Below are 17669 nucleotides of genomic sequence, written 5' to 3' on the forward strand. Positions count from 1 at the left end.
GGTGTAGGTGATGCCGATATAGACCGCCCAGGTGGTGTTGAGGATCTGCAGCGGTGTGTCGATCAGCCCGGTCCAGAGCAGGAACTGGTTCAACAGACCTTCGTTGGCGAGGATCCCCATCCAGGAATAGACCCGGATCAGGAAGCTGGTCCAGAAGGGCAGGATCACCAGCATCATCAGGGTCGGGCGCCATTCCTCGGGCGCGCGGGCCATGCCGTAGGCCATGGGAAAGCCGACCAGCAGGGTGAGCAGGGTCGAGATCAGGGCGATGCGCAGGGAAGACAGATAGGCCTTCCAGTAGAGATCGTCGGTGGTGAGGAAGGTGAAGTTTTCAAAGTCGAGTTCGGCGAAGAAATCCTTGATCCCCTGCCATCCGGCGGAGAGGTCGAGCTGTGGCGCATAGGGCGGGATCGCCAGGACCGTGTCGGAGAGCGCGATTTTCAGCACGATCACGAAGGGGATCAGGAACAGCGCCAGCAGCCAGAGATAGGGGATGGCGATCAGGATCAGGCGGCGCATGGGGATCCCTGGGCGGATGTGGGGCCGTGGTTCGGTGCGAAGGCTCCGGGAGCCGGGCGCGTATCGGGACAGGGCGGGATTTGGGCCTGCGGGCGGCTTTTTGAGTATTTTGAGAAAGATGAAAGGGGTGGGGTTGGCGCCGGTCCACGGGCGATCCGGGCGGCCGAGGGGCGGGTATGGCGGAAGGGGCGCGTCATCTGTCCAGCAGCACCCCGGCGGTGTCGGTCCAGCCGAGCCAGACGGGATCCTCCCATGTGAAGGCGCGGCGGGCGATGCGGCGGGTGTTCGCCTCTTGCGCCTTGATCACATGGCCGGAGGGGAGTTCGACGTGATAGGTGGAGATATTGCCCAGATAGGCGATGTCCAGCACCTTGCCCTGGACCGTGTTGGCATGGTCGGTCCGGTCCGCCGAAATCGCGATCTTTTCCGGGCGGATGGCGAGCCAGCATGTCTGATCGGGCGCAAAGGCGGTGGCGGTCTGGGCGGTGAAGGGCGACTGGCCCTCGGCCCAGTTGACCAGAACCTTGTCGCCGGACTGGGTCGCGCGGCCCTGGATGATGTTCACATCGCCAATGAAATCCGCGACATAGACGCTTTGCGGTGTTTCATAGATCCGGTCGGGGGTGGAGACCTGCATCAGCTTGCCTTCGTCCATCACCGCCACGCGGGAGGCGACGGTCATCGCCTCCCCCTGATCGTGGGTGACGATGACGAAGGTGGTGCCGGTTTTCTCCTGAATATCCATCAGTTCGAACTGCGTTTCCTCGCGCAGCTTGCGGTCGAGCGCGCCGAGCGGTTCGTCGAGGAGGAGGAGCTTCGGAGCCTTGGCGAGGGAGCGGGCCAGGGCGACGCGCTGCCGCTCGCCACCCGAGAGCGTGCCGGGGAGGCGGGCGTCGTACCCCTCAAGGCCGACGAGGGTGAGGAGTCCGGCAATCCTCGCCTCGATGTCGCCGGAGCCACGTCGCGGCTGTCCGGGGCGTCGCAGGCGCAGGGCGTAGCCGACGTTGCGGGCCACGCTCAGGTGGGAGAAGAGCTGGCCGTCCTGGAACATCAGCGCGAAGCCCCGCTTGTGAGTGGGTACGCCGCCCAGGTCCGCACCGTCCCAGCAGATCGTGCCGCTCGTCGGACGCTCCAGGCCGGCGACCGCGCGCAGCAACGTCGACTTGCCGCAGCCCGACGGGCCCAGCACGGCGACGACCGAGGCGTCGGGCACCTCGAGCGAGGCGTCCACGACTGCGGGCGTGCCGTCGTAGGACACCGACACGTGCTCCAGGCTCAACATGCGCGCTCCTGCTCGTTGCTGCTCGTCACTGACATCACCACGACCCCACTCCTCGCACCCGCAGCCGCTCGACCGCCAGGATCACCAGGGCGGTCGTCGCGGCCAGCACGACCGAGGCGGCCAGGGCCATGCCGTAGTTGCCCTCGCCCGGGCGCCCCAGCAGCCGGAAGATCACGACCGGCACGGTCGGGTGGTCGGCGCGGGAGAGGAACGACGTCGCCCCGAACTCGCCTAGCGAGACGGCGAACGCGAAGCCTGCCGCTGCGGCCACCGGGCGCAGCACGATCGGGACGTCGACCGTGAGCGCGGTGCGCATCGCCCCCGCACCCAGGGACGCCGCCGCCTGGCGCTGGCGGTCGTCGATGCCCGCGAGCACCGGCACCAGGGTGCGCACCACCAGCGGCAGGGCGACCAGGGCCTGGGCGACCGGCACGAGCAGCGGCCAGGTGCGCAGGTCCAGCGGCTCTCGGCCGAGGGTGACCAGGAACCCGAAGCCGAGGGTGACCGCGGAGACCCCGAGCGGCAGCATGAAGAAGCCGTCGAGCACCGCTCGCACGCGACGCTCCCCCGCGGAGCGCGAGCGGCGGGTCAGCACGATCGCCACGAGCAGGCCGAGCAGCAGCGCGATCCAGGTGGCGTCCAGGGCGGTCTGCAGCGAGTTGCGCAGCGCCGTGGTGACCGGCACGAGCAGCACCTGGTCGTCGCCGGTCGTGGTCAGGTTGCGGTAGTTGGTCAGGCTCCACGCCCCGTCGACGCGCAGCGACTGGGTGACCAGCGCGACGATCGGCGCGGCGAGGAGACCGAGGAGCAGCGCGGTCGCGGCGACCTGCGGCAGGTCGGAGCGCCGGGGCCGGTGGGGCCTCGGGACCGCACGCTGCACCGTCGGGTCCGGCACGCGTCGTACCCGGGCCGCGACGGTGAGCAGCCCCACGACGGCGACCAGCTGCACGATCGAGAGGGCGGCTGCTCCCTGGAGGTCGTAGAGGACGGTGGTCAGCAGGTAGATCTCGGTCTCGACCGAGGCGTAGCGCACGCCACCGAGGATCAGCACGACACCGAACGCCGTCGCGCAGAAGAGGAACACGACGCTCGCAGCCGACACGATCGCCGGTCGCAGGGCCGGCAGCGTGACGGAGGTGAAGACCCGCGCAGGGCTCGCACCGAGGGCGGCCGCGGCCTCGGCGGGACGCGGGTCCAGCCCCTCCCAGGTGGCGCCGACCGTGCGGATCACCACCGCCACGTTGAAGAAGACCAGTCCCGCCACGATCGCGACCGGGGTGCCGTCGAGATCGAGAAAGCCGAGCGGACCTCCCTCGCGCAGCAGCTGGCGGAACGCGACGCCCACCACCACCGTGGGCAGCACGAACGGCACCAGCAGCGCCGAGCGCAGGGCCCCGCGCAGCGGGAAGTCCAGCCGGTGCAGGACGTAGGCGGCCGGCAGCCCCAGCAGGACCGCGACGACGGTGGCGACCGACGAGGACCACACGGTGAACCAGACCACCCGACCCACGCGCGGCCGGGCGAGCACGTCGAGCATCGCGCCGGGCGCGAACGACCCGTCGGGCCAGAGACCCCGACCGAGCATCCCGGCCACGGGCAGCACGAAGAACACCGCGAGCACGCCGACGGGCAGCGCCGCCAGTGCGACGAGCGACGCGGTGCGCTTCATGCTGTGCCTGCGCTCGCTCAGCGGCTGATCACGTCGGTCCACTCGACGAGCCAGGCCTCACGGTTGGCCTCGATGTCGGCCGGGTCGACCTCGTACGACGTCTCGGGACGCGCAGCGAACGTCGCCCACGCCGTCGGCAGCTCGGTGCCCTCGACGACGGGGAACACGTACATCGACTCGGGAAGGGCGGCCTGCACCTCGGGCCCGACCATGAACTCAAGGAGCGCCTGGGCACCCGCCGGGTTGGCCGCGCCGTCGAGCGCGGCGGCGTACTCGACCTGCTGGTAGCAGGTGTCGAGCAGGGCGCTGGTGCTCGTGGCGCTCTGCTTCTTGTCCACGGTGAAGGCCGGGGAGGAGTCGTAGGAGACGACGATGGGCAGCGTGCCGCCGCTGCCGCCCTGGGTGAACTCGCCGAAGTAGGCCTCCGACCAGCCGGCCACGATGGTGGCGTCGTTGGCGACGAGGTCCTCCCAGTAGGTCGGCCAGTCGTCGCCGTACTCGGCGATCGTGGCGAGCAGGAACGCCAGGCCGGGCGAGCTCGTGGCGGCGCTCGGCACCGCGAACAGGCCCGCGTAGGTCGGGTCGGTGAGGTCGTCGAGGGTGGCCGGCGGAGCGATCCCCTCGTCGGCGAACCAGGTGTCGTCGATGTTGACGCACACGTTGCCGTTGTCGACGGGCACGAGCGCGCCGTCGTCGTCGCCCGGCAGCGCGTAGGTCGCGACGCCCGACGGCAGCTCGCCGTCGTACGACGTGAGCGCTTCGGCGCCGAGGACACGCGAGGCGAAGGTGTTGTCGACGCCGAAGACGACGTCGCCCGAGGGCTTGCCGGCCTGCTCGGCGACGAGGTTGACGAGGTTGCCCACGCCGTCGGTCGGGCGGACGTCGAGGGTGTGGCCCGACTGCTCCTCGAACGCGGCCACGACCTCGTCGGGCAGCGAGAAGTCGTTGTGGGTGAGGAGGACGACCGGGCCGCTGCCCTCCTCGGTCGGGGCGTCTCCGGCACCATCGGCACCATCGGCACCGTCGGCCCCGACGAACGAGCACGAGGACCCGATCAGCGCGAGGGCGGCGAGGCTGGTCGTGACCAGGAGCGGGCGGCTGGAGCGGGACGTGCGGGTGGCGTGACGTGTCATCACGAGGACTCCCTTCGCCGGTCGGGCCCGCGCGTGCACCTGCTGGTGCGAGCTCGGACGTGACGCGGCCAGGTTCGGAGGGTCGGCGCGGCGTGGAAGCGCCCTCTCATCCCGATTGCCTCGGGCTCCCCTGTCTGATTTCTGGACTGTCCTCAACGCTATCCCACGGCCGAGGGTGAGTGGCACCGCCCCGTGTGGGGTGGGCACCCTGGGCTGCCTGCGACTTTCGGCTCCGACGGCGGCTTTCCGGCGTACCCTGGTAGTGCGCTGGTCTCGGGCAGGTGCATCCCCCCACTCCCGAGGAGCTTCTCGGATGTCAGTTCTTGCTCGCACCCTCGCCACCCTCGCCACGGCGACGCTTCTGGCCCTGGTGCCGCTGGCGACGGTCACGGCCTCGTCGTCGGCGGGTGAGCGACGGGTGAAGCCGGCCGTCTCGGTCGCCGCCAGCAGTCATCCGGTCGAGGGGGAGACCGTTCACTTCCGTGGGCGCACCGACCGAAGGGCGACCGGGGCACGGGCCGTGCTCAAGAAGAAGGTCCGCGGCACCTGGACCGCCGTCGACCGCGGCCGGGTGCGGAAGTCCGGACGCTTCGCGCTGGACGACACCGCACGGTCGGGCTCGGTGACCTACCGCGTGCGGGTCTCGAAGACCGCTCGGACCCGCGCGGCGTCGTCGAAGGTGGTCGTCGACGCGCGATCCTCCGCCGACATCGACGTCGTCCAGCTGATCCTCGACGACACCAACACCTACCGCGCACAGCACGACCTGCCACCCCTGCTGCTGATGGACGAGCTCACCACCGTCGCGCAGGACTGGAGCGACCACATGGCGGAGTCCGACGACTTCCGTCACAACCCCGACTACACCTCGCAGTACCCGCCCGGATGGACCGGGGCCGCGGAGAACATCGCCGCCGGCTACGAGCCCGACCAGGTGGTCGACGAGTGGTACGACTCCCCGGGTCACCGCGCCAACCTGCTCGGCGAGTTCACCCACCTCGGGATCGGGTACGCCACGAGCGACACCGCCCGGTACGGCACGTACTTCACGCAGAACTTCGCCGACTACTGAGATCGGCCGGGTCACCCGGTCCGTGGCAGGCTCGCCTCGTGCCCAGCCTCAGCCACCAGGCCCTCGCCTACGTCGTCCCCCGCCTGCGCGGCACCGTGCCGCTCGACTCCCCCGAGCAGGAGCGCGCCCGCCTCGAGGAGTGCCAGGCCACCGTCGACCGGTCGCTGCCGACCAAGGGCGTACGGCGCTTCGAGCGTCGCTACGAGGTCACGACGACCGACGCACCCTTCCCGGTGCACGTGATCCGTCCGCGAGGACGACGTCCGCGGAGCACCGTCTACTACCTGCACGGCGGCGGCTTCGTCGCGCCGGCCGACCCGCTGCACACCAAGTACGCCCTCCGTCTCGCCGAGGTGCTCGACGCCGAGGTCGTGATGCCCGACTACCCGCTCGCGCCGAGCCACGACTGGCGGGCCCACCACGAGGTGCTGCTCGACGACCTCGCCGAGCGGTGCGCGACGCAGGACCGGGTGCTGGTGGCCGGCGACTCCGCCGGCGGCGGCATCGCGCTCGCCCTGGCCCAGGCGCTGCGCGACCGAGGCGGCGCCCAGCCCAGCGAGCTGCTGCTGCTCTCGCCCTGGGTCGACCTGACGACCAGCACCCCGGAGACCTACGACCTCGACGACGTCGACCCGTGGCTCCAGATCACCAAGCTCGACGTGTACGCCGGGTGGTGGGCCGGGAGCCCCGACGACCTGGCGCGCTTCGAGGTCTCCCCCGCCCTGGGCGACCTGGCCCACCTGCCCCGCACCCTGATGATCTGCGGGTCGCGTGACCTGCTGGTGCCGGGCTGCCGGCTGCTCGCGGACCGTGCCGCCGCCCTGCGCTCCGGCGACTGGGACCTCACCTATCTCGAGGCCCCCGACCTGATCCACGTCTTCCCGCTCATGCCGATCCCCGAGGCGCGCACCGCGTGGCGTTACGTGCAGGAGTTCCTCCGATGAGCCTCACCTGCGTCGCCGTTCCCTTCGACCGGCTCACCGCCACCGAGGTCCACTCATTGGCCCGGCTGCGCCAGGACGTCTTCGTCGTCGAGCAGGAGTGCCCCTACCCCGACCTCGACGGCCGCGACGTCGAGCCCGGCACCCGCCACGTGCTGCTCACCGGTGACGCCGCACTGCTGGGCTGCGCCCGGGTGCTCGACGACGGCGCCGCGTGGCGAATCGGTCGGGTCGCCCTGGTCCGCGAGGCCCGGGGTCAGGGACTGGCCGACGTCCTGATGCGCACCGCGCTGGCCGTCACCGGCGGCCGCGAGGTCGTGCTCGACGCCCAGACCCCGCTGGCCGGGTGGTACGCCACGCACGGCTTCGAGGTCGACGGCCCCGAGTTCCTCGAGGACGACATCGCCCACCTGCCGATGCGGCGGAGTCAGGAACGGGTGTAGCCCACGCCGTCCGCCGTGTCGTGGCTCGTGGCCTGACCGCGGGCGACGAGCAGGTCGAGGTGGGCCTTGGTCTCCATCGCGGCCATGCCCTGGCTGAAGATGTCGAGCGTGGCGAAGTCGTGGAGGTGACGGGTCCAGCCCAGCGTTTGCGCCACGTCGTACGACGTCGCGGGCGGCACGCCACCGGCAGCACTGCCCGCGGCACCGTCAGCGGCGGGCAGCCCCGCGAGACTGTCGCGCAGCCGCTCCTCGTGGTGGTCGAGGAGCGCGTCGACGCGGGCGTGCGACGAGACCGCGACCGGGCCGTGGGCCGGCAGGACCTGCAGGTCGGGCAGCTCGCGGACCTTGGTGAGCGAGGCCATGAAGGCCATCAGCGGCTGCTCCATCGGCGGCACGGTGAAACCGATGGACGGCGTGATCGTCGGCAGCACGTGGTCGCCGGCGAAGAGCAGCGAGGCAGCCTTGTCGGCGAAGACGTAGTGGCCGGGGGTGTGACCGGGGGTGTGCACCGCGTCGAGGGTGCGGGCACCGACGGGGATCTGGTGGTCGCCCTCGAGCCAGGTCGTCGGGTACTGCCAGAGCAGGGAGTCCGGGCCCTCGTCCTCGCCCACGATCCGCTCCCACTCCTCGACCACCCGGTGCGCCCCGGCTGAGCGCAGCACCGCGTGGAAGGGGTTCTCGGTGAGGTCGGCGACGTTGTTGAGCAGGTCCAGCGCCGACCGCTCGCCCTCGCCGAGCGCCACGTCGATCCCGAGCTCGCGGCCCAGCACCGTCGCCATGGTGAAGTGGTCGCGGTGGACGTGGGTCACCAGGAACCGGTCGATGTCGGCGAAGCCGGCGCCGATCTCCTTGAGGCAGCGCTCGAGGAGATCGCGGGCGACCGGGATCGCCCAGCCGCCGTCGACGAGCGTCAGGCCGGAGTCGGTCTCGATCACGTAGACGTTGATCGCCTTGAGCCCGTCCATCGGGAGCGGCAGCGGGATCCGGTGGATGCCGGGCTCGACCTCCCAGGCGCCCTCCGCCGTCCAGTGCTCCCCCGAGTCGGGAGAGACGGCGTACGCGGTGGGGACTCCGGGGTCGTGGCTCACCCGCCAGACCCTACGGCCACCGGCTCCTCCGGACCGCGACGGCCCGGCGTCCAGTTTCTTTACCATAAGTCCCTCAGGAGGTCGTGACACACGCCGATGCGAAGGGAGCCCACTCCCCCGACTTCTCCAGCTCAGGAGCACCCCCCATGCCCGACCAGACCCAGAATCCCACGCCCCACGCCGGCGCACCCCGCAGCCGCTCCGTCGCGGCCCTCTGGGGCAGCGGCGCCGTCGCGGCCACCATCCTCGTGCTCGGTGTCAACGGCACCCTGTCGTCGTGGACCTCGGCCGTGATCGCCAACGACACCAACACCGTCAAGACCGCCGCAGCGGTCATCCTCAGCGAGACCAGCGGCGCGAACACCTGCTTCTCGAGCGACGCCCCCACGACCAACAACTACACCTGCACGACCATCAACAAGTACGGCGGCACCGCTGCCCCGCTCAGCCCCGGGCAGCAGAAGGTCACCGACATCACCTTCAAGAACGTCGGTGACGCCAACGCGGCCTCGTTCGCGGTCGCGCCGGGGGCCTGCACCCAGACCCCAGAGGCAGGCACAGAGACACCGACGGTCGCCGACCTCTGCGCCAGCGGCGACCTGACGGTGGCCGTCAGCTGCACGGCGGGTGCGACCTTCGACGGCGTCCCGTGGATCGATCTGGCCTACACCGCCGCCAAGCCCCCGACGGCCGCCGCGACCCACACGGCCCTTGTCGGCGACCTCAACTCCGGCGCCCAGTGGACCTGCCGCTTCACCGTCAAGCTGGCCGGCAACGCCTCGGTCCTTGCCCAGGGCGTCACGGTCTCGCAGCCGCTCACCTGGACCCTCTCCCAGTCGTGACGGACGGCGTTCCGCGGCACCACTGGCGGACGCTGCTGTCCGTCGCCGCGGTCGCCCTGGGCCTGCTGGCCGTGAGCACCGACGCCACGCGGTCGGCCTGGACCGCCGGCGTCGTCGGTGGCACCAGCACCGCTCGCAGCGGTGAGCTCGCCTTCTCCCACGCCTACCAGGCCACCGCCTGCTCCACGGTCCGCCGCGTCGCGGGCAGTCAGGCGTGCTCGGCCAGCCTGGCCCCGGCGCTGGGCGCCACTGCTGCCGGCGTCTCGGCGGTCGACACGATCACCAATTACGGCACCCTCGGCGCCGACGACCTCAAGGGCGAGGTCCGTGCCGCGTCGTGCGCGCCGGTGAAGCTCGACAACCGGGTCGCCGGGGCCAACCCGCTGCTGCCGCGCTACGGCGCGACCTTCAGCCCCACCGGCGGACCGATGACCGACTCCGGCTTCGTGACGTTGGACGGCGGTGCACCGGGCGGCTACGCGACCTCGGCCGCCTCCTCGACCCAGCCCGGCGGATCGCTGCTCTCGTCCGCGACGGTGGCGGGGATCGGCGTGTGGTTCAAGGCCGCCCCGGGCACCACCGGCCCGCTCTTCAGCTTCGGCACCTCCCCTGCCAACGGCACCGGCGCCGCCGACCGGGCGCTCTCCCTCGACGCCACCGGCAAGCTGCGCTTCGTCTGGAACGTCGCCGGCTCCACGGTCACCTCCACCGCGTCGGGGTACGCCGACGGGCTCTGGCACTTCGCCTACGTCACCCTCGGCGGACTGAGCGTCCTGGGCCTCGGGCTGCTCCCTCGCATCCAGCTCTGGGTGGACGGCGTGCAGCAGGCGGACGTCACCGGCGCTTTGCTGTCCTCGTTCTCCAGCTATCCCGGCCACTGGCACCTGGGCTACGCCCCGACCTCGGTGACCGGCCTGGGCACCGCCTACGTGAAGGCCTCGCTCTCCAACTTCGTCGTCCTGAGCTCCGGGAGCATCCCGAGCGGCTCCACCCTCGGCAAGCCCACCACCCAAACCGCCTTCAACACCGCGACCAGCAACGCCACCGACCACTGGCTCCTCGCCGACTCCGGCACCACCACCTTCGACGACACCCTCCCCGCGACCATGTCAGCGCCCTGCAGCAAGGTGAACATCAGCTGGTCCTTCACCGGCCCCGCGGCCTCCCCCGCGACCGACACCCCGCTGTCGTCGTTCGCCGACAACACCTGGCGCCAGGTCGGCGCACCCGCTCCGGGCGCCTCCCAGGTCGCGACCCTCACGATCAGGCGCGGCGTCGGCTACACCACCGACCTGTCCGGCCTGCGCCTCCACGTGCCGCTCTCCCACCGCGCCCAGAGCCGCCCGGTCGACAGTGCGTGGACCCAGACCTTCACCTGGTCCGGCGCGGAGTCGGCGGTGATCGGGTGAAGGTCGTGAGCCAGGTCCTGGTGCGGGGCGCGACCGCGCTCCTGCTCGTGTTCATCGTCGTGTGCCTGTGGTGGCGCCTCGGTGGTGGTGAGTGGCAGCGTGTCGAGACCCCGTCGATGGGCGCCCGAGCCCCGGTCGGGACGCTGCTCTGGGTCGCACCGGTCGACGCCGACGACCTGCGGGCCGGCGACTTCATCACCTTCCAGCCGCCCGGCACGCCCACGACGTACAGCCACCTGGTCACCGCGATCAACGACGACGGCACCCTCGCCACCGAGGGCGTGATCTCCGGCCCGGACCCGTGGGCACTCTCGCCCGGCGACGTCGTCGGACGCGTCGAGGCCACCTGGCACGGCGTGGGCTGGCTCGTCGCAGCCGCACCGGTACTGCTCATCGGCGGCTTCCTCGTCGCCGCGGCGCGCCGGCTCGTCCGCCGACCGTCACGGCTGCCGCTTACCCTCGTGCTCGGCGCCGTGGCCTTCAGCGTCGCGATCACCGTCTACCAGCCGTTCATCGGCGCCCAGCAGCTCGGCTTCACCGCCGACGAGCAGGGCGGAGCAGAGGCGACCTACGTCGGCACCGGCCTCCTGCCGATCCGCCTGGAGGCCGGCGACCAGGCCGATGCGGTGGTCCTGAGTGCCGGGTCCGTCGGGAGCGTGCACGTGCAGGACTCCGACCAAGAGGGCCTCGTGAGCGTCAGCCTGAGCCCCGCCGTACCGCTGTGGTGGTGGGCCCCCTTGGTGGGCGCCTGCTTCGTCCCGGCCACGGCCGCCGGACTCAGGACACGTCGGGAAAGCCGAGGTCGAGCGTCGGCTGCTGGATGCCACCGTCGACCTCGAGCATCTTGCCCGTGACGTACTGCCCGGCCTGCGAGGACAAGTAGAGCACCGCTGCGGCGATGTCCTCGGGCTCCCCGACCCGACCGAGCGGAGTCTTGCCTTCGAGCTGCGCCATCATCTCGGGCTGCCCGGCGACGTACTCGAGCGCGCTGGTCATGATCGAGCCGACGTAGATGCCGTTGACGCGCACCTTCGGGGAGAGGTCCTGCGCGGCCATCTTGGTCCAGTGCGCCAGGGCGGCCTTCGCCGTGCCGTAGGCGATGAAGCCGCGGTCGGCCGTGCGACCCATCATCGAGGAGATCGTGGTGATCGACTTCTGCGCCTCGGGCGCCGAGCTGAGCATGAGCGGCACCGCCGCCACCGAGAGCGCGTGGGCGGTGGTGACGTTGAAGCTGAACGCCTCGTTGAGGAAGTCGTTGGTGGTCTTGAGGAACTCGGTGGGGAAGGTGCCACCGACGTTGTTGACGACCGTGTCGAGCCGGCCGAACTCGTCGTACGCCGCCTGTGCCAGGCCGGCAACCGCGTCGAGGTCGGACAGGTCGGCCGGGACGACGAGGCAGCGTCGACCGGTGGCGCGCACGGCGTCAGCGACGCGGTCGAGCTGCTTCTGGGTGCGCGCCGAGATGAGGACATCGGAGCCCGCCTCCGCGAGCGCGACGGCGGTCGCGGCGCCGAGACCGCGACCGGCCCCCGTCACGATCGCGACCTGGTCGGTGACGGCGAAGCGGTCGAGGATGCTCACTTCTCACCCCGGGAGGCCCCGGCGACCAGGCCTCGGCCGGTCACGAGCGGCAGGTCGAGGGCGGTGACGATGCCCGGCGGCGCCGCGACGACGGCAGGCGCAGCGTTGATGATGCGCTGCGCGGTGGTGATCATGCCGCTCACGTTGTGGTCGCCGTGCTCGCCGTGGTGGGTGAAGTCGACCTGCATCATCGGCTCGCCGGTGATCTTGACCCGGTAGCAGCCGTCGGTGCCGGCCGGCGGGGTGTCCCACTCGGGCTGGGTGGAGGCGTCGGTGCGGGTGACGTGCTCGAGGACGACGCGCGTCACGCCATCCACCTTGCCGATCAGCTGGAACCGCACCGCTCCCATCGTGCCGGCGGGCACGTCACCGGAGACCGACGGCGTGTCCTTCTCGGCCGCGCGGCGGTCGACCTCCTCGGTGAGGGGCTCGTCGAGGACGATGTCGAGGCCGGCCGCGATCTGGCGGACGACACTGCCCCACGCCATGGTGAGGATGCCCGGGTGCCACAGCATGCCGAGCTCGTCCATCGGCTTGCCGAAGCCGAAGAGCTCGCCCATCACCACGGGCTGGTAGTAGGTGGAGTAGTCGCAGATCTCCATGACCCGCACCTCGTCGATGCGCTGGCTCAGGCTCGTCATCACCAGCGGCAGCACGTCGTTGGCGAAGCCGGGGTCGATGCCGTTGACGTGGATGCTCGCGTTGCCGGCCTTGCACGCGTTCTCGATGCGCTCGATGAACTCGGGCGGCAGGATCTTGTCGGGCCACTGCAGCAGCACGGGTCCGCTCGAGGTGACGTTGATGCCGGCCTCGACGAAGGAGATCAGGTCCTCGATGCACTCGAAGACCCGGTCGTCGGCCATCGCCGTGTGCACGATGACGTCGGGCGCGAGCGCGATCAGCGCGTCGCGGTCGGTGGTGGCCAGCACGCCCAGCTCGCGGCCGAGGTCGGCCAGGATCCCGGCGTCCTTGCCGTCCTTCTCCGGGTTGGACACCCACACCCCGATGAGCTCGAGGTCGGGATGGGCGTCGATGCCGGCGATCGCGTGGCGACCGATCGTTCCGGTCGACCAGACGACTGCACGCAGGGGCTTCTCAGGGATCACTTGGGACATGCGCGCAAGAGTAGAACAGGTTCTAGTTTCGCGGAAGGGATTGCTCACTTACCTGCAGGCGCCGGGCCACGGCGGGCGATCCTCAGGCGGGAACCTCGGGACAGAAGGTGCCGGCGTCGGAGTAGATGGTGGGCATGCAGCGGTTGCAATGGATGCAGGCCCCCTCGAGCTGACGGCCGGCGGCGAGGCGCGAGATCAGGTCGGGCTCGCGCAGCAGCGCGCGCCCCAGGGCGACGTACTCGAAGCCGTCGGCCATCGCCTGCTCCATCGTCTCGAGCCGGTTGATCCCACCGAGCAGCATCAGCGGCATCGACACCCGCTCACGAAAGCGCAGCGCCTTCTCGCGGAAGTAGGCCTCCTCGAACGGGTAGGTCTTCATGAAGGAGCGCCCGATCGGGGTCTTCAGGCCCAGTCGTACGGCGAGCGGCATCGCGGCCGCGAACTCCGCCACCGGAGCCTCTCCGCGGAAGAGATACATGGGGTTCATCAGCGAGCTACCGCCGGAGAGCTGCAGCGCGTCGAGGTGCCCGTCGCTCTCGAGCAGCTCGGCGAGGTCGAGCCCGGCATCGGTCGTGACACCGCCCTTGAAGCCGTCGCTCACGCTGACCTTGGCGGTCACCGCAGCCTCGTCGCCGACCTCCTCGCGCACCGCTCGGGCGATCTGGCGGGCGAGCCGGGCGCGGTTCTCCAGAGGGCCACCCCAGCGATCGCGGCGCTTGTTGAGCCCGGGCGCGAGGAAGGAGGAGATCAGGTAGCTGTGCGCCATGTGCAGCTCGAGGACGTCGAACCCGGCGTCCACGAGCGTGCGCGAGGCGCCCACGTAGGCACGGGTGATCCTCGTCAGGTCGCGCTCGGTGGCAGAGCCGATCATCTGCAGCGACAGCGGGCTCGGCATCCGGCTCGACGCGACCGCGCGCACGCCGTTCGAGCGACCGTTGGCGACCGGCCCGGCGTGGCCGACCTGTCCGGCGATCGCGGCGCCGGTGTCGTGCACGGCGTCAGCGAGGCGCGCCAACCCGGCAGCGGTGTCGTCGCCGACGACGATCACCTCCGCATGCGTGCGCCCCTCGGGGGCGACCGCGAGATAGGCCACGGTGGTGAGGCCGACCCCGCCTCGCGCCGGCCCGAGGTGGAAGTCGATGAGCTCGTCGGTCACCTGGCCGTGCGGCGTGCGCCCCTCGAAGGTCGCGGCCTTGACCACGCGGTTGCGCAGGTCGATCGGGCCGAGGCGGGCCGGGGCGAGGACGTCGGGAACGGTCACCTCGAAACTGTAACGTGTTCTAGTCGAGGCTCGAAGGGTCCACCGAGCGGACGCCGATCGCCTACGCTTCGGTCCAGACAGCCCTCACCGCAGTGCAGGGACGACGACGGTGAGGGGGACGACAGTGCCATCCAGCCGCGTCGCAGCGTCCTTCACCGCCGGCACCGCCGGCACCGCCGGCACCGCCGGCATCGCCGTCCTCGCCACCCTCGCCATGATCGGGCTCGGCGGCCACGCCGCCTCCTCGATCGCCGACGTCGGCGCAGCGTCGTCAGCCGTCGACGGGAGCCGCGACACCGTCACGTGGCTCGACACGGTGCCGAGCCCAGTGCGCTCGCCCACTCAGCTGCGCGCCCGGATCGACCTCTCGGCGCCGGCAGACGCCGTGCGTGTCGCGCTCGAGCACGCCCAGGTCGTGAGCATCCCCGACTCGTGCACCGCCAGCAGCGTCAGCGCGCTTCGCTCGGCGATCGTCGGGTCCGACCTCGTCTGCTCACTGTGTCGAGGCCCTCACCTTCACGATGCTCGTCGTCGGCGAGACGGGCGAGCGGGTCGGCGGCCGGGTGACCACGACGCGCGGAGCCGACACGACCAACGTCGACCTGGTCCCGCGCGTCATCTCCGGCGGTCCGGCCACCCTCACGCCCGACGTCCGCCTGATCTCCAGCCCCGACTTCCTCAACGGCGACGTCGGCGACCTGGCCGCCGGCCCCGGGTTCTGGTCGGCCCTGCCGGCAGGGACCCGCACCACCAACTCGACCAACGCCGCCCACGAGGTCGCCCTCGACCGGATCCTCGACGACTGGCAGGACCTCGAGCCCGCCGGGGTCCTGGTGGCCGGTGACCTCACCAACGGCCGTTGGGGCTACGACGACCTCGACTCCGGAAACTTCGGCCCCGTGAGCACCCGCGCGGAGCAGCGACTGGCCCTCCAGCGAGCCGCGCGCACCTACTACCCGCAGTGGAAGCAGCGCTTCGCCCAGCACGGGCTGAGCGCCTTCCCCGCGATGGGCGACCACGAGTACGGCGACGACCCGTGGCCGCGGCGCAAGCGCGCGCTGGCCGACGACTTCAGGGCCGAGTTCGCCCGCGCGTTCACCACCGATGCCCGGGGGAAGCCACTCTTCGCCGACCACCCGTCGGGCCCGGCGCGACTGACGGCCTACGCCGGACGGCCCACTCCGGAGCTGCAGGTCATCACCCTCGACGTCTTCGACATCACCCGCGAACGCGCCCGGGTGAGGGTCGACCCACAGCAGCTGCGGTGGCTGCGACAGGTGCTGCGACGGGCCCAGCGCGATGACGTCGAGTGGGTCGTCGTCCAGGCCCACACGCCGATCCTGGGCCCGGTGCGAGCGCGCAGCTCGAGTGGCCTCAGCTATCCCGAGGCCGAGAAGTCGCGGCTGTGGAAGATCTTCGAGCGCTTCGGCGTCGACCTCTACCTCACCGGCGAGGTCCACGACACGACCGCCGCCGAGGACGACGGCATCGTCCAGATCGCCCACGGCGGCATCTTCCAGTTCAGCCTCACGACCGCGCTCGTGCTCGACGTCTACGACGACCGCATGTACGTCACGCTGCGCGACTACGACGTCCAGCACGCGCACGACCCGAGCAAGCCCCGCCTGTGGGAGACCCGCCGCTCCGGCCTGCCCACCCAGATCGACGTCGGCGAGACCGTCTCGACGATCGGTACGGCGACCCTGGTCAGCCGTGCTCGCGGCGGTGCCACCCTCAGCGGCCCCAGCGGGATCCTGGTGCCCACCGGCGACTGACCGAGCCGGCGATCCGGTTCTACTCGGCGGTGCCCGCCCTGGACTGGCTCGGCACCTTCTCCGACGCTGCGCGGCCCATCCGGTCGGCGGGCGCAGAATCTCCGGTCCCGACCGGCGGGGAGGCCGCAGCAGCCAGTCGCCGATCGAGCGCTCGCGGCAGCTCGAAGAGCCAGCCGGCACCGAGGCGGACCAGCACGTGGTGCAGCCCGAAGCAGCCGGCCACGATGACGCCGCTCATCACGATCGGATAGGTCGCCGTGGCGACCAGGCTCACCAGGCCGCCCTCCCCCAGCCCGATCGGCAGCTGCACCAGCGCCACGAGGACCACGAGGTGGAGCACGTAGACGCGCAGGGTGCGCTGCCCGACCCACGCCAGGACCTCGCCCACGCGCGAGTCGGCCCAGCGCGCTGCCAGCAGGATCCCCAGCGGGATGCCCAACACCGAGGCGCCGACCGCTCCGAGGCTCCACGGCAACGGACCCGCGAACACGAAGGCTGCGGCGGCGGAGTAGGCGACGGTCAGGGCGAGCAGGGCCGGAACCGACACCCGACGTACGGCGAGACTGCGCCAGAACTGCGGGAAGTAGGCGCCGACGAGGAAGTAGACCAGGTGCAGCAGCACCGAGAACCGGTTGTTCTCCTCGATCCCCAGCCACGACACCGAGGCGGCGAGCACCGCAGCAGCCGCGACGACGGCGACCGGCGGGAGCGGGCGGAAGACCTTGGCGATCACGAAGTAGACCGCGAGGGCGTAGAGGAACCACATGCTCGAGGCCGCCCACACGAGCTCGCCCAGCAGGTCGGCCACGCTGGTGACGCGGTTGGCGGGGAGGTCGCGCTCGACGGCGTAGATCCCGATGAAGACCGTCAACCACACCAGGTAGAGGTAGTAGCTCGACACGATCCGGCGCCACGACGCACGCCAGGGTCGAGCGACCGCACCGGCTGCGAAGAAGCCGCTGACGACGAAGAAGAGTGGCATCCGCACCGGCTTCAGGCCGTAGCTCAGCCCGTGCCAGGCGTCCGCGATCGGCGTGAAGGCCGGGGCGACGAGGAACAGGTAGTCCTTGACGACCAGGTGGTGCAGGACGACCAGCAGGATGCTCGCGCCCTTGGCGACGTCAGGCCAGCGCAACCGCTCCCGCGTCGGCGACGACGGGAGTGCGGGGGCTGCGGGGGCTGAGGGGGCTGAGGGGGCGGAGGGGATGGCCAGTGAGGTCATGTCGCCGCCACGGTAGGCAAGTCGCCTCATCTGGTCCCATTCGAGACCGCCGATTTCAGCGGGTTTGTGGCGGAACTCTCACCCGCACCGGATGGGTGGCTGGTGGTGAGCCGTCGGAAGATCGAGGCGCGGGACCGGGAGCGTCAGGACTCGCGTGGCGAGTCCAGAGCGACGTCCCAGGCGTCGTTGACGTCACGCAGGTCGTCGATGAGTCGGCTCGCCCGTTCCGGTCCGAGCTCGGCCAGCGCACGGGAGATGAGGTCGCCGCGGATCTTGCCGTCGTGAGCGAACGCCTCGTCGCCGGCAGGCGAGGGCCG

The 17669-nt window shown here is 71.1% G+C and carries 16 protein-coding genes and 1 pseudogene; 7 read left to right on the forward strand and 10 right to left on the reverse strand.

Translation table 11 applies throughout. The annotated features are described in order from the left end of the window. From VOI19_RS01650 to VOI19_RS01665, 4 genes and pseudogenes are all read right to left on the reverse strand, one after another. Positions 1-519, reverse strand: a pseudogene (locus tag VOI19_RS01650) (putrescine ABC transporter permease PotH); the annotation flags it as partial. Between the two features lie 193 nt (positions 520-712). Further along, positions 713-1801 (reverse strand): ABC transporter ATP-binding protein, encoded by a 1089-nt coding sequence (locus VOI19_RS01655; RefSeq protein WP_323791215.1) that lies wholly within the window; start codon positions 1799-1801, stop codon positions 713-715. Positions 1802-1835: 34 nt separating this feature from the next. After that, complete coding sequence (locus VOI19_RS01660; protein ID WP_323791216.1) at positions 1836-3470, reverse strand: ABC transporter permease; 1635 nt, start codon at positions 3468-3470, stop codon at positions 1836-1838. Between the two features lie 17 nt (positions 3471-3487). Continuing rightward, on the reverse strand, positions 3488-4603 hold the full coding sequence (locus VOI19_RS01665) for a thiamine ABC transporter substrate-binding protein (protein ID WP_323791230.1): 1116 nt from the start codon (positions 4601-4603) through the stop codon (positions 3488-3490). A gap of 313 nt (positions 4604-4916) precedes the next feature. On the opposite strand from VOI19_RS01665, the gene VOI19_RS01670 reads away from it, so the two are divergent. From VOI19_RS01670 to VOI19_RS01680, 3 genes are read left to right on the forward strand one after another with little or no spacing between them, the layout of a single operon-like run. Continuing rightward, positions 4917-5675: a CAP domain-containing protein gene (locus tag VOI19_RS01670; RefSeq protein ID WP_323791217.1), complete on the forward strand. Its 759-nt coding sequence runs from the start codon at positions 4917-4919 to the stop codon at positions 5673-5675. 38 nt (positions 5676-5713) lie between these two features. Then, positions 5714-6619: an alpha/beta hydrolase gene (locus VOI19_RS01675; RefSeq protein ID WP_323791218.1), complete on the forward strand. Its 906-nt coding sequence runs from the start codon at positions 5714-5716 to the stop codon at positions 6617-6619. Next, positions 6616-7059, forward strand: coding sequence for a GNAT family N-acetyltransferase (locus VOI19_RS01680; RefSeq protein ID WP_323791219.1), 444 nt, complete (start codon positions 6616-6618; stop codon positions 7057-7059). Before VOI19_RS01675 ends, VOI19_RS01680 begins: the two co-directional genes overlap by 4 nt. Here the strand turns inward: VOI19_RS01680 and VOI19_RS01685 are convergent. Beyond that, the gene (locus tag VOI19_RS01685; protein ID WP_323791220.1) at positions 7044-8147 is read right to left on the reverse strand and encodes an MBL fold metallo-hydrolase; all 1104 of its coding nucleotides are present in this window, start codon (positions 8145-8147) and stop codon (positions 7044-7046) included. The two genes, VOI19_RS01680 and VOI19_RS01685, sit on opposite strands and share 16 nt — an antisense overlap. A 146-nt stretch (positions 8148-8293) precedes the next feature. Between VOI19_RS01685 and VOI19_RS01690 the strand changes: the two genes are divergently transcribed. Genes VOI19_RS01690 through VOI19_RS01700 form a run of 3 tightly spaced genes read left to right on the forward strand, consistent with a single transcriptional unit; the run spans position 8294 to position 11252 of the window. Continuing rightward, positions 8294-8989 (forward strand): hypothetical protein, encoded by a 696-nt coding sequence (locus VOI19_RS01690; RefSeq protein ID WP_323791221.1) that lies wholly within the window; start codon positions 8294-8296, stop codon positions 8987-8989. Further along, a complete protein-coding gene (locus VOI19_RS01695; protein ID WP_323791222.1) occupies positions 8986-10398 on the forward strand; it encodes a hypothetical protein in 1413 nt (470 codons plus the stop codon). Before VOI19_RS01690 ends, VOI19_RS01695 begins: the two co-directional genes overlap by 4 nt. Before the next feature lie 5 nt (positions 10399-10403). Continuing rightward, on the forward strand, positions 10404-11252 hold the full coding sequence (locus VOI19_RS01700) for a hypothetical protein (protein WP_323791223.1): 849 nt from the start codon (positions 10404-10406) through the stop codon (positions 11250-11252). Here the strand turns inward: VOI19_RS01700 and VOI19_RS01705 are convergent. From VOI19_RS01705 to VOI19_RS01720, 4 genes are all read right to left on the reverse strand, one after another. Continuing rightward, the gene (locus tag VOI19_RS01705) at positions 11176-11979 is read right to left on the reverse strand and encodes an SDR family oxidoreductase (protein ID WP_323791224.1); all 804 of its coding nucleotides are present in this window, start codon (positions 11977-11979) and stop codon (positions 11176-11178) included. The genes VOI19_RS01700 and VOI19_RS01705 overlap by 77 nt on opposite strands. Continuing rightward, the gene (locus tag VOI19_RS01710; RefSeq protein WP_323791225.1) at positions 11976-13094 is read right to left on the reverse strand and encodes a diacylglycerol kinase; all 1119 of its coding nucleotides are present in this window, start codon (positions 13092-13094) and stop codon (positions 11976-11978) included. The genes VOI19_RS01705 and VOI19_RS01710 overlap by 4 nt, the downstream gene beginning before the upstream one ends. 82 nt (positions 13095-13176) lie before the next feature. Next, complete coding sequence (locus VOI19_RS01715) at positions 13177-14355, reverse strand: NADH:flavin oxidoreductase (RefSeq protein ID WP_323791226.1); 1179 nt, start codon at positions 14353-14355, stop codon at positions 13177-13179. An 84-nt stretch (positions 14356-14439) separates the two neighbouring features. Next, positions 14440-14670: a hypothetical protein gene (locus VOI19_RS01720; protein ID WP_323791227.1), complete on the reverse strand. Its 231-nt coding sequence runs from the start codon at positions 14668-14670 to the stop codon at positions 14440-14442. Positions 14671-14876: 206 nt separating this feature from the next. On the opposite strand from VOI19_RS01720, the gene VOI19_RS01725 reads away from it, so the two are divergent. Beyond that, positions 14877-16130 (forward strand): metallophosphoesterase family protein, encoded by a 1254-nt coding sequence (locus tag VOI19_RS01725; RefSeq protein ID WP_323791228.1) that lies wholly within the window; start codon positions 14877-14879, stop codon positions 16128-16130. Between the two features lie 19 nt (positions 16131-16149). Here VOI19_RS01725 and VOI19_RS01730 read toward each other — a convergent pair whose 3' ends face one another. Beyond that, positions 16150-17352: an acyltransferase family protein gene (locus VOI19_RS01730; RefSeq protein ID WP_323791229.1), complete on the reverse strand. Its 1203-nt coding sequence runs from the start codon at positions 17350-17352 to the stop codon at positions 16150-16152. Positions 17353-17669: the final 317 nt, after the last annotated feature.

The sequence above is a fragment of the Nocardioides sp. genome (assembly GCF_034670285.1).
GTDB lineage: Bacteria > Actinomycetota > Actinomycetes > Propionibacteriales > Nocardioidaceae > Nocardioides.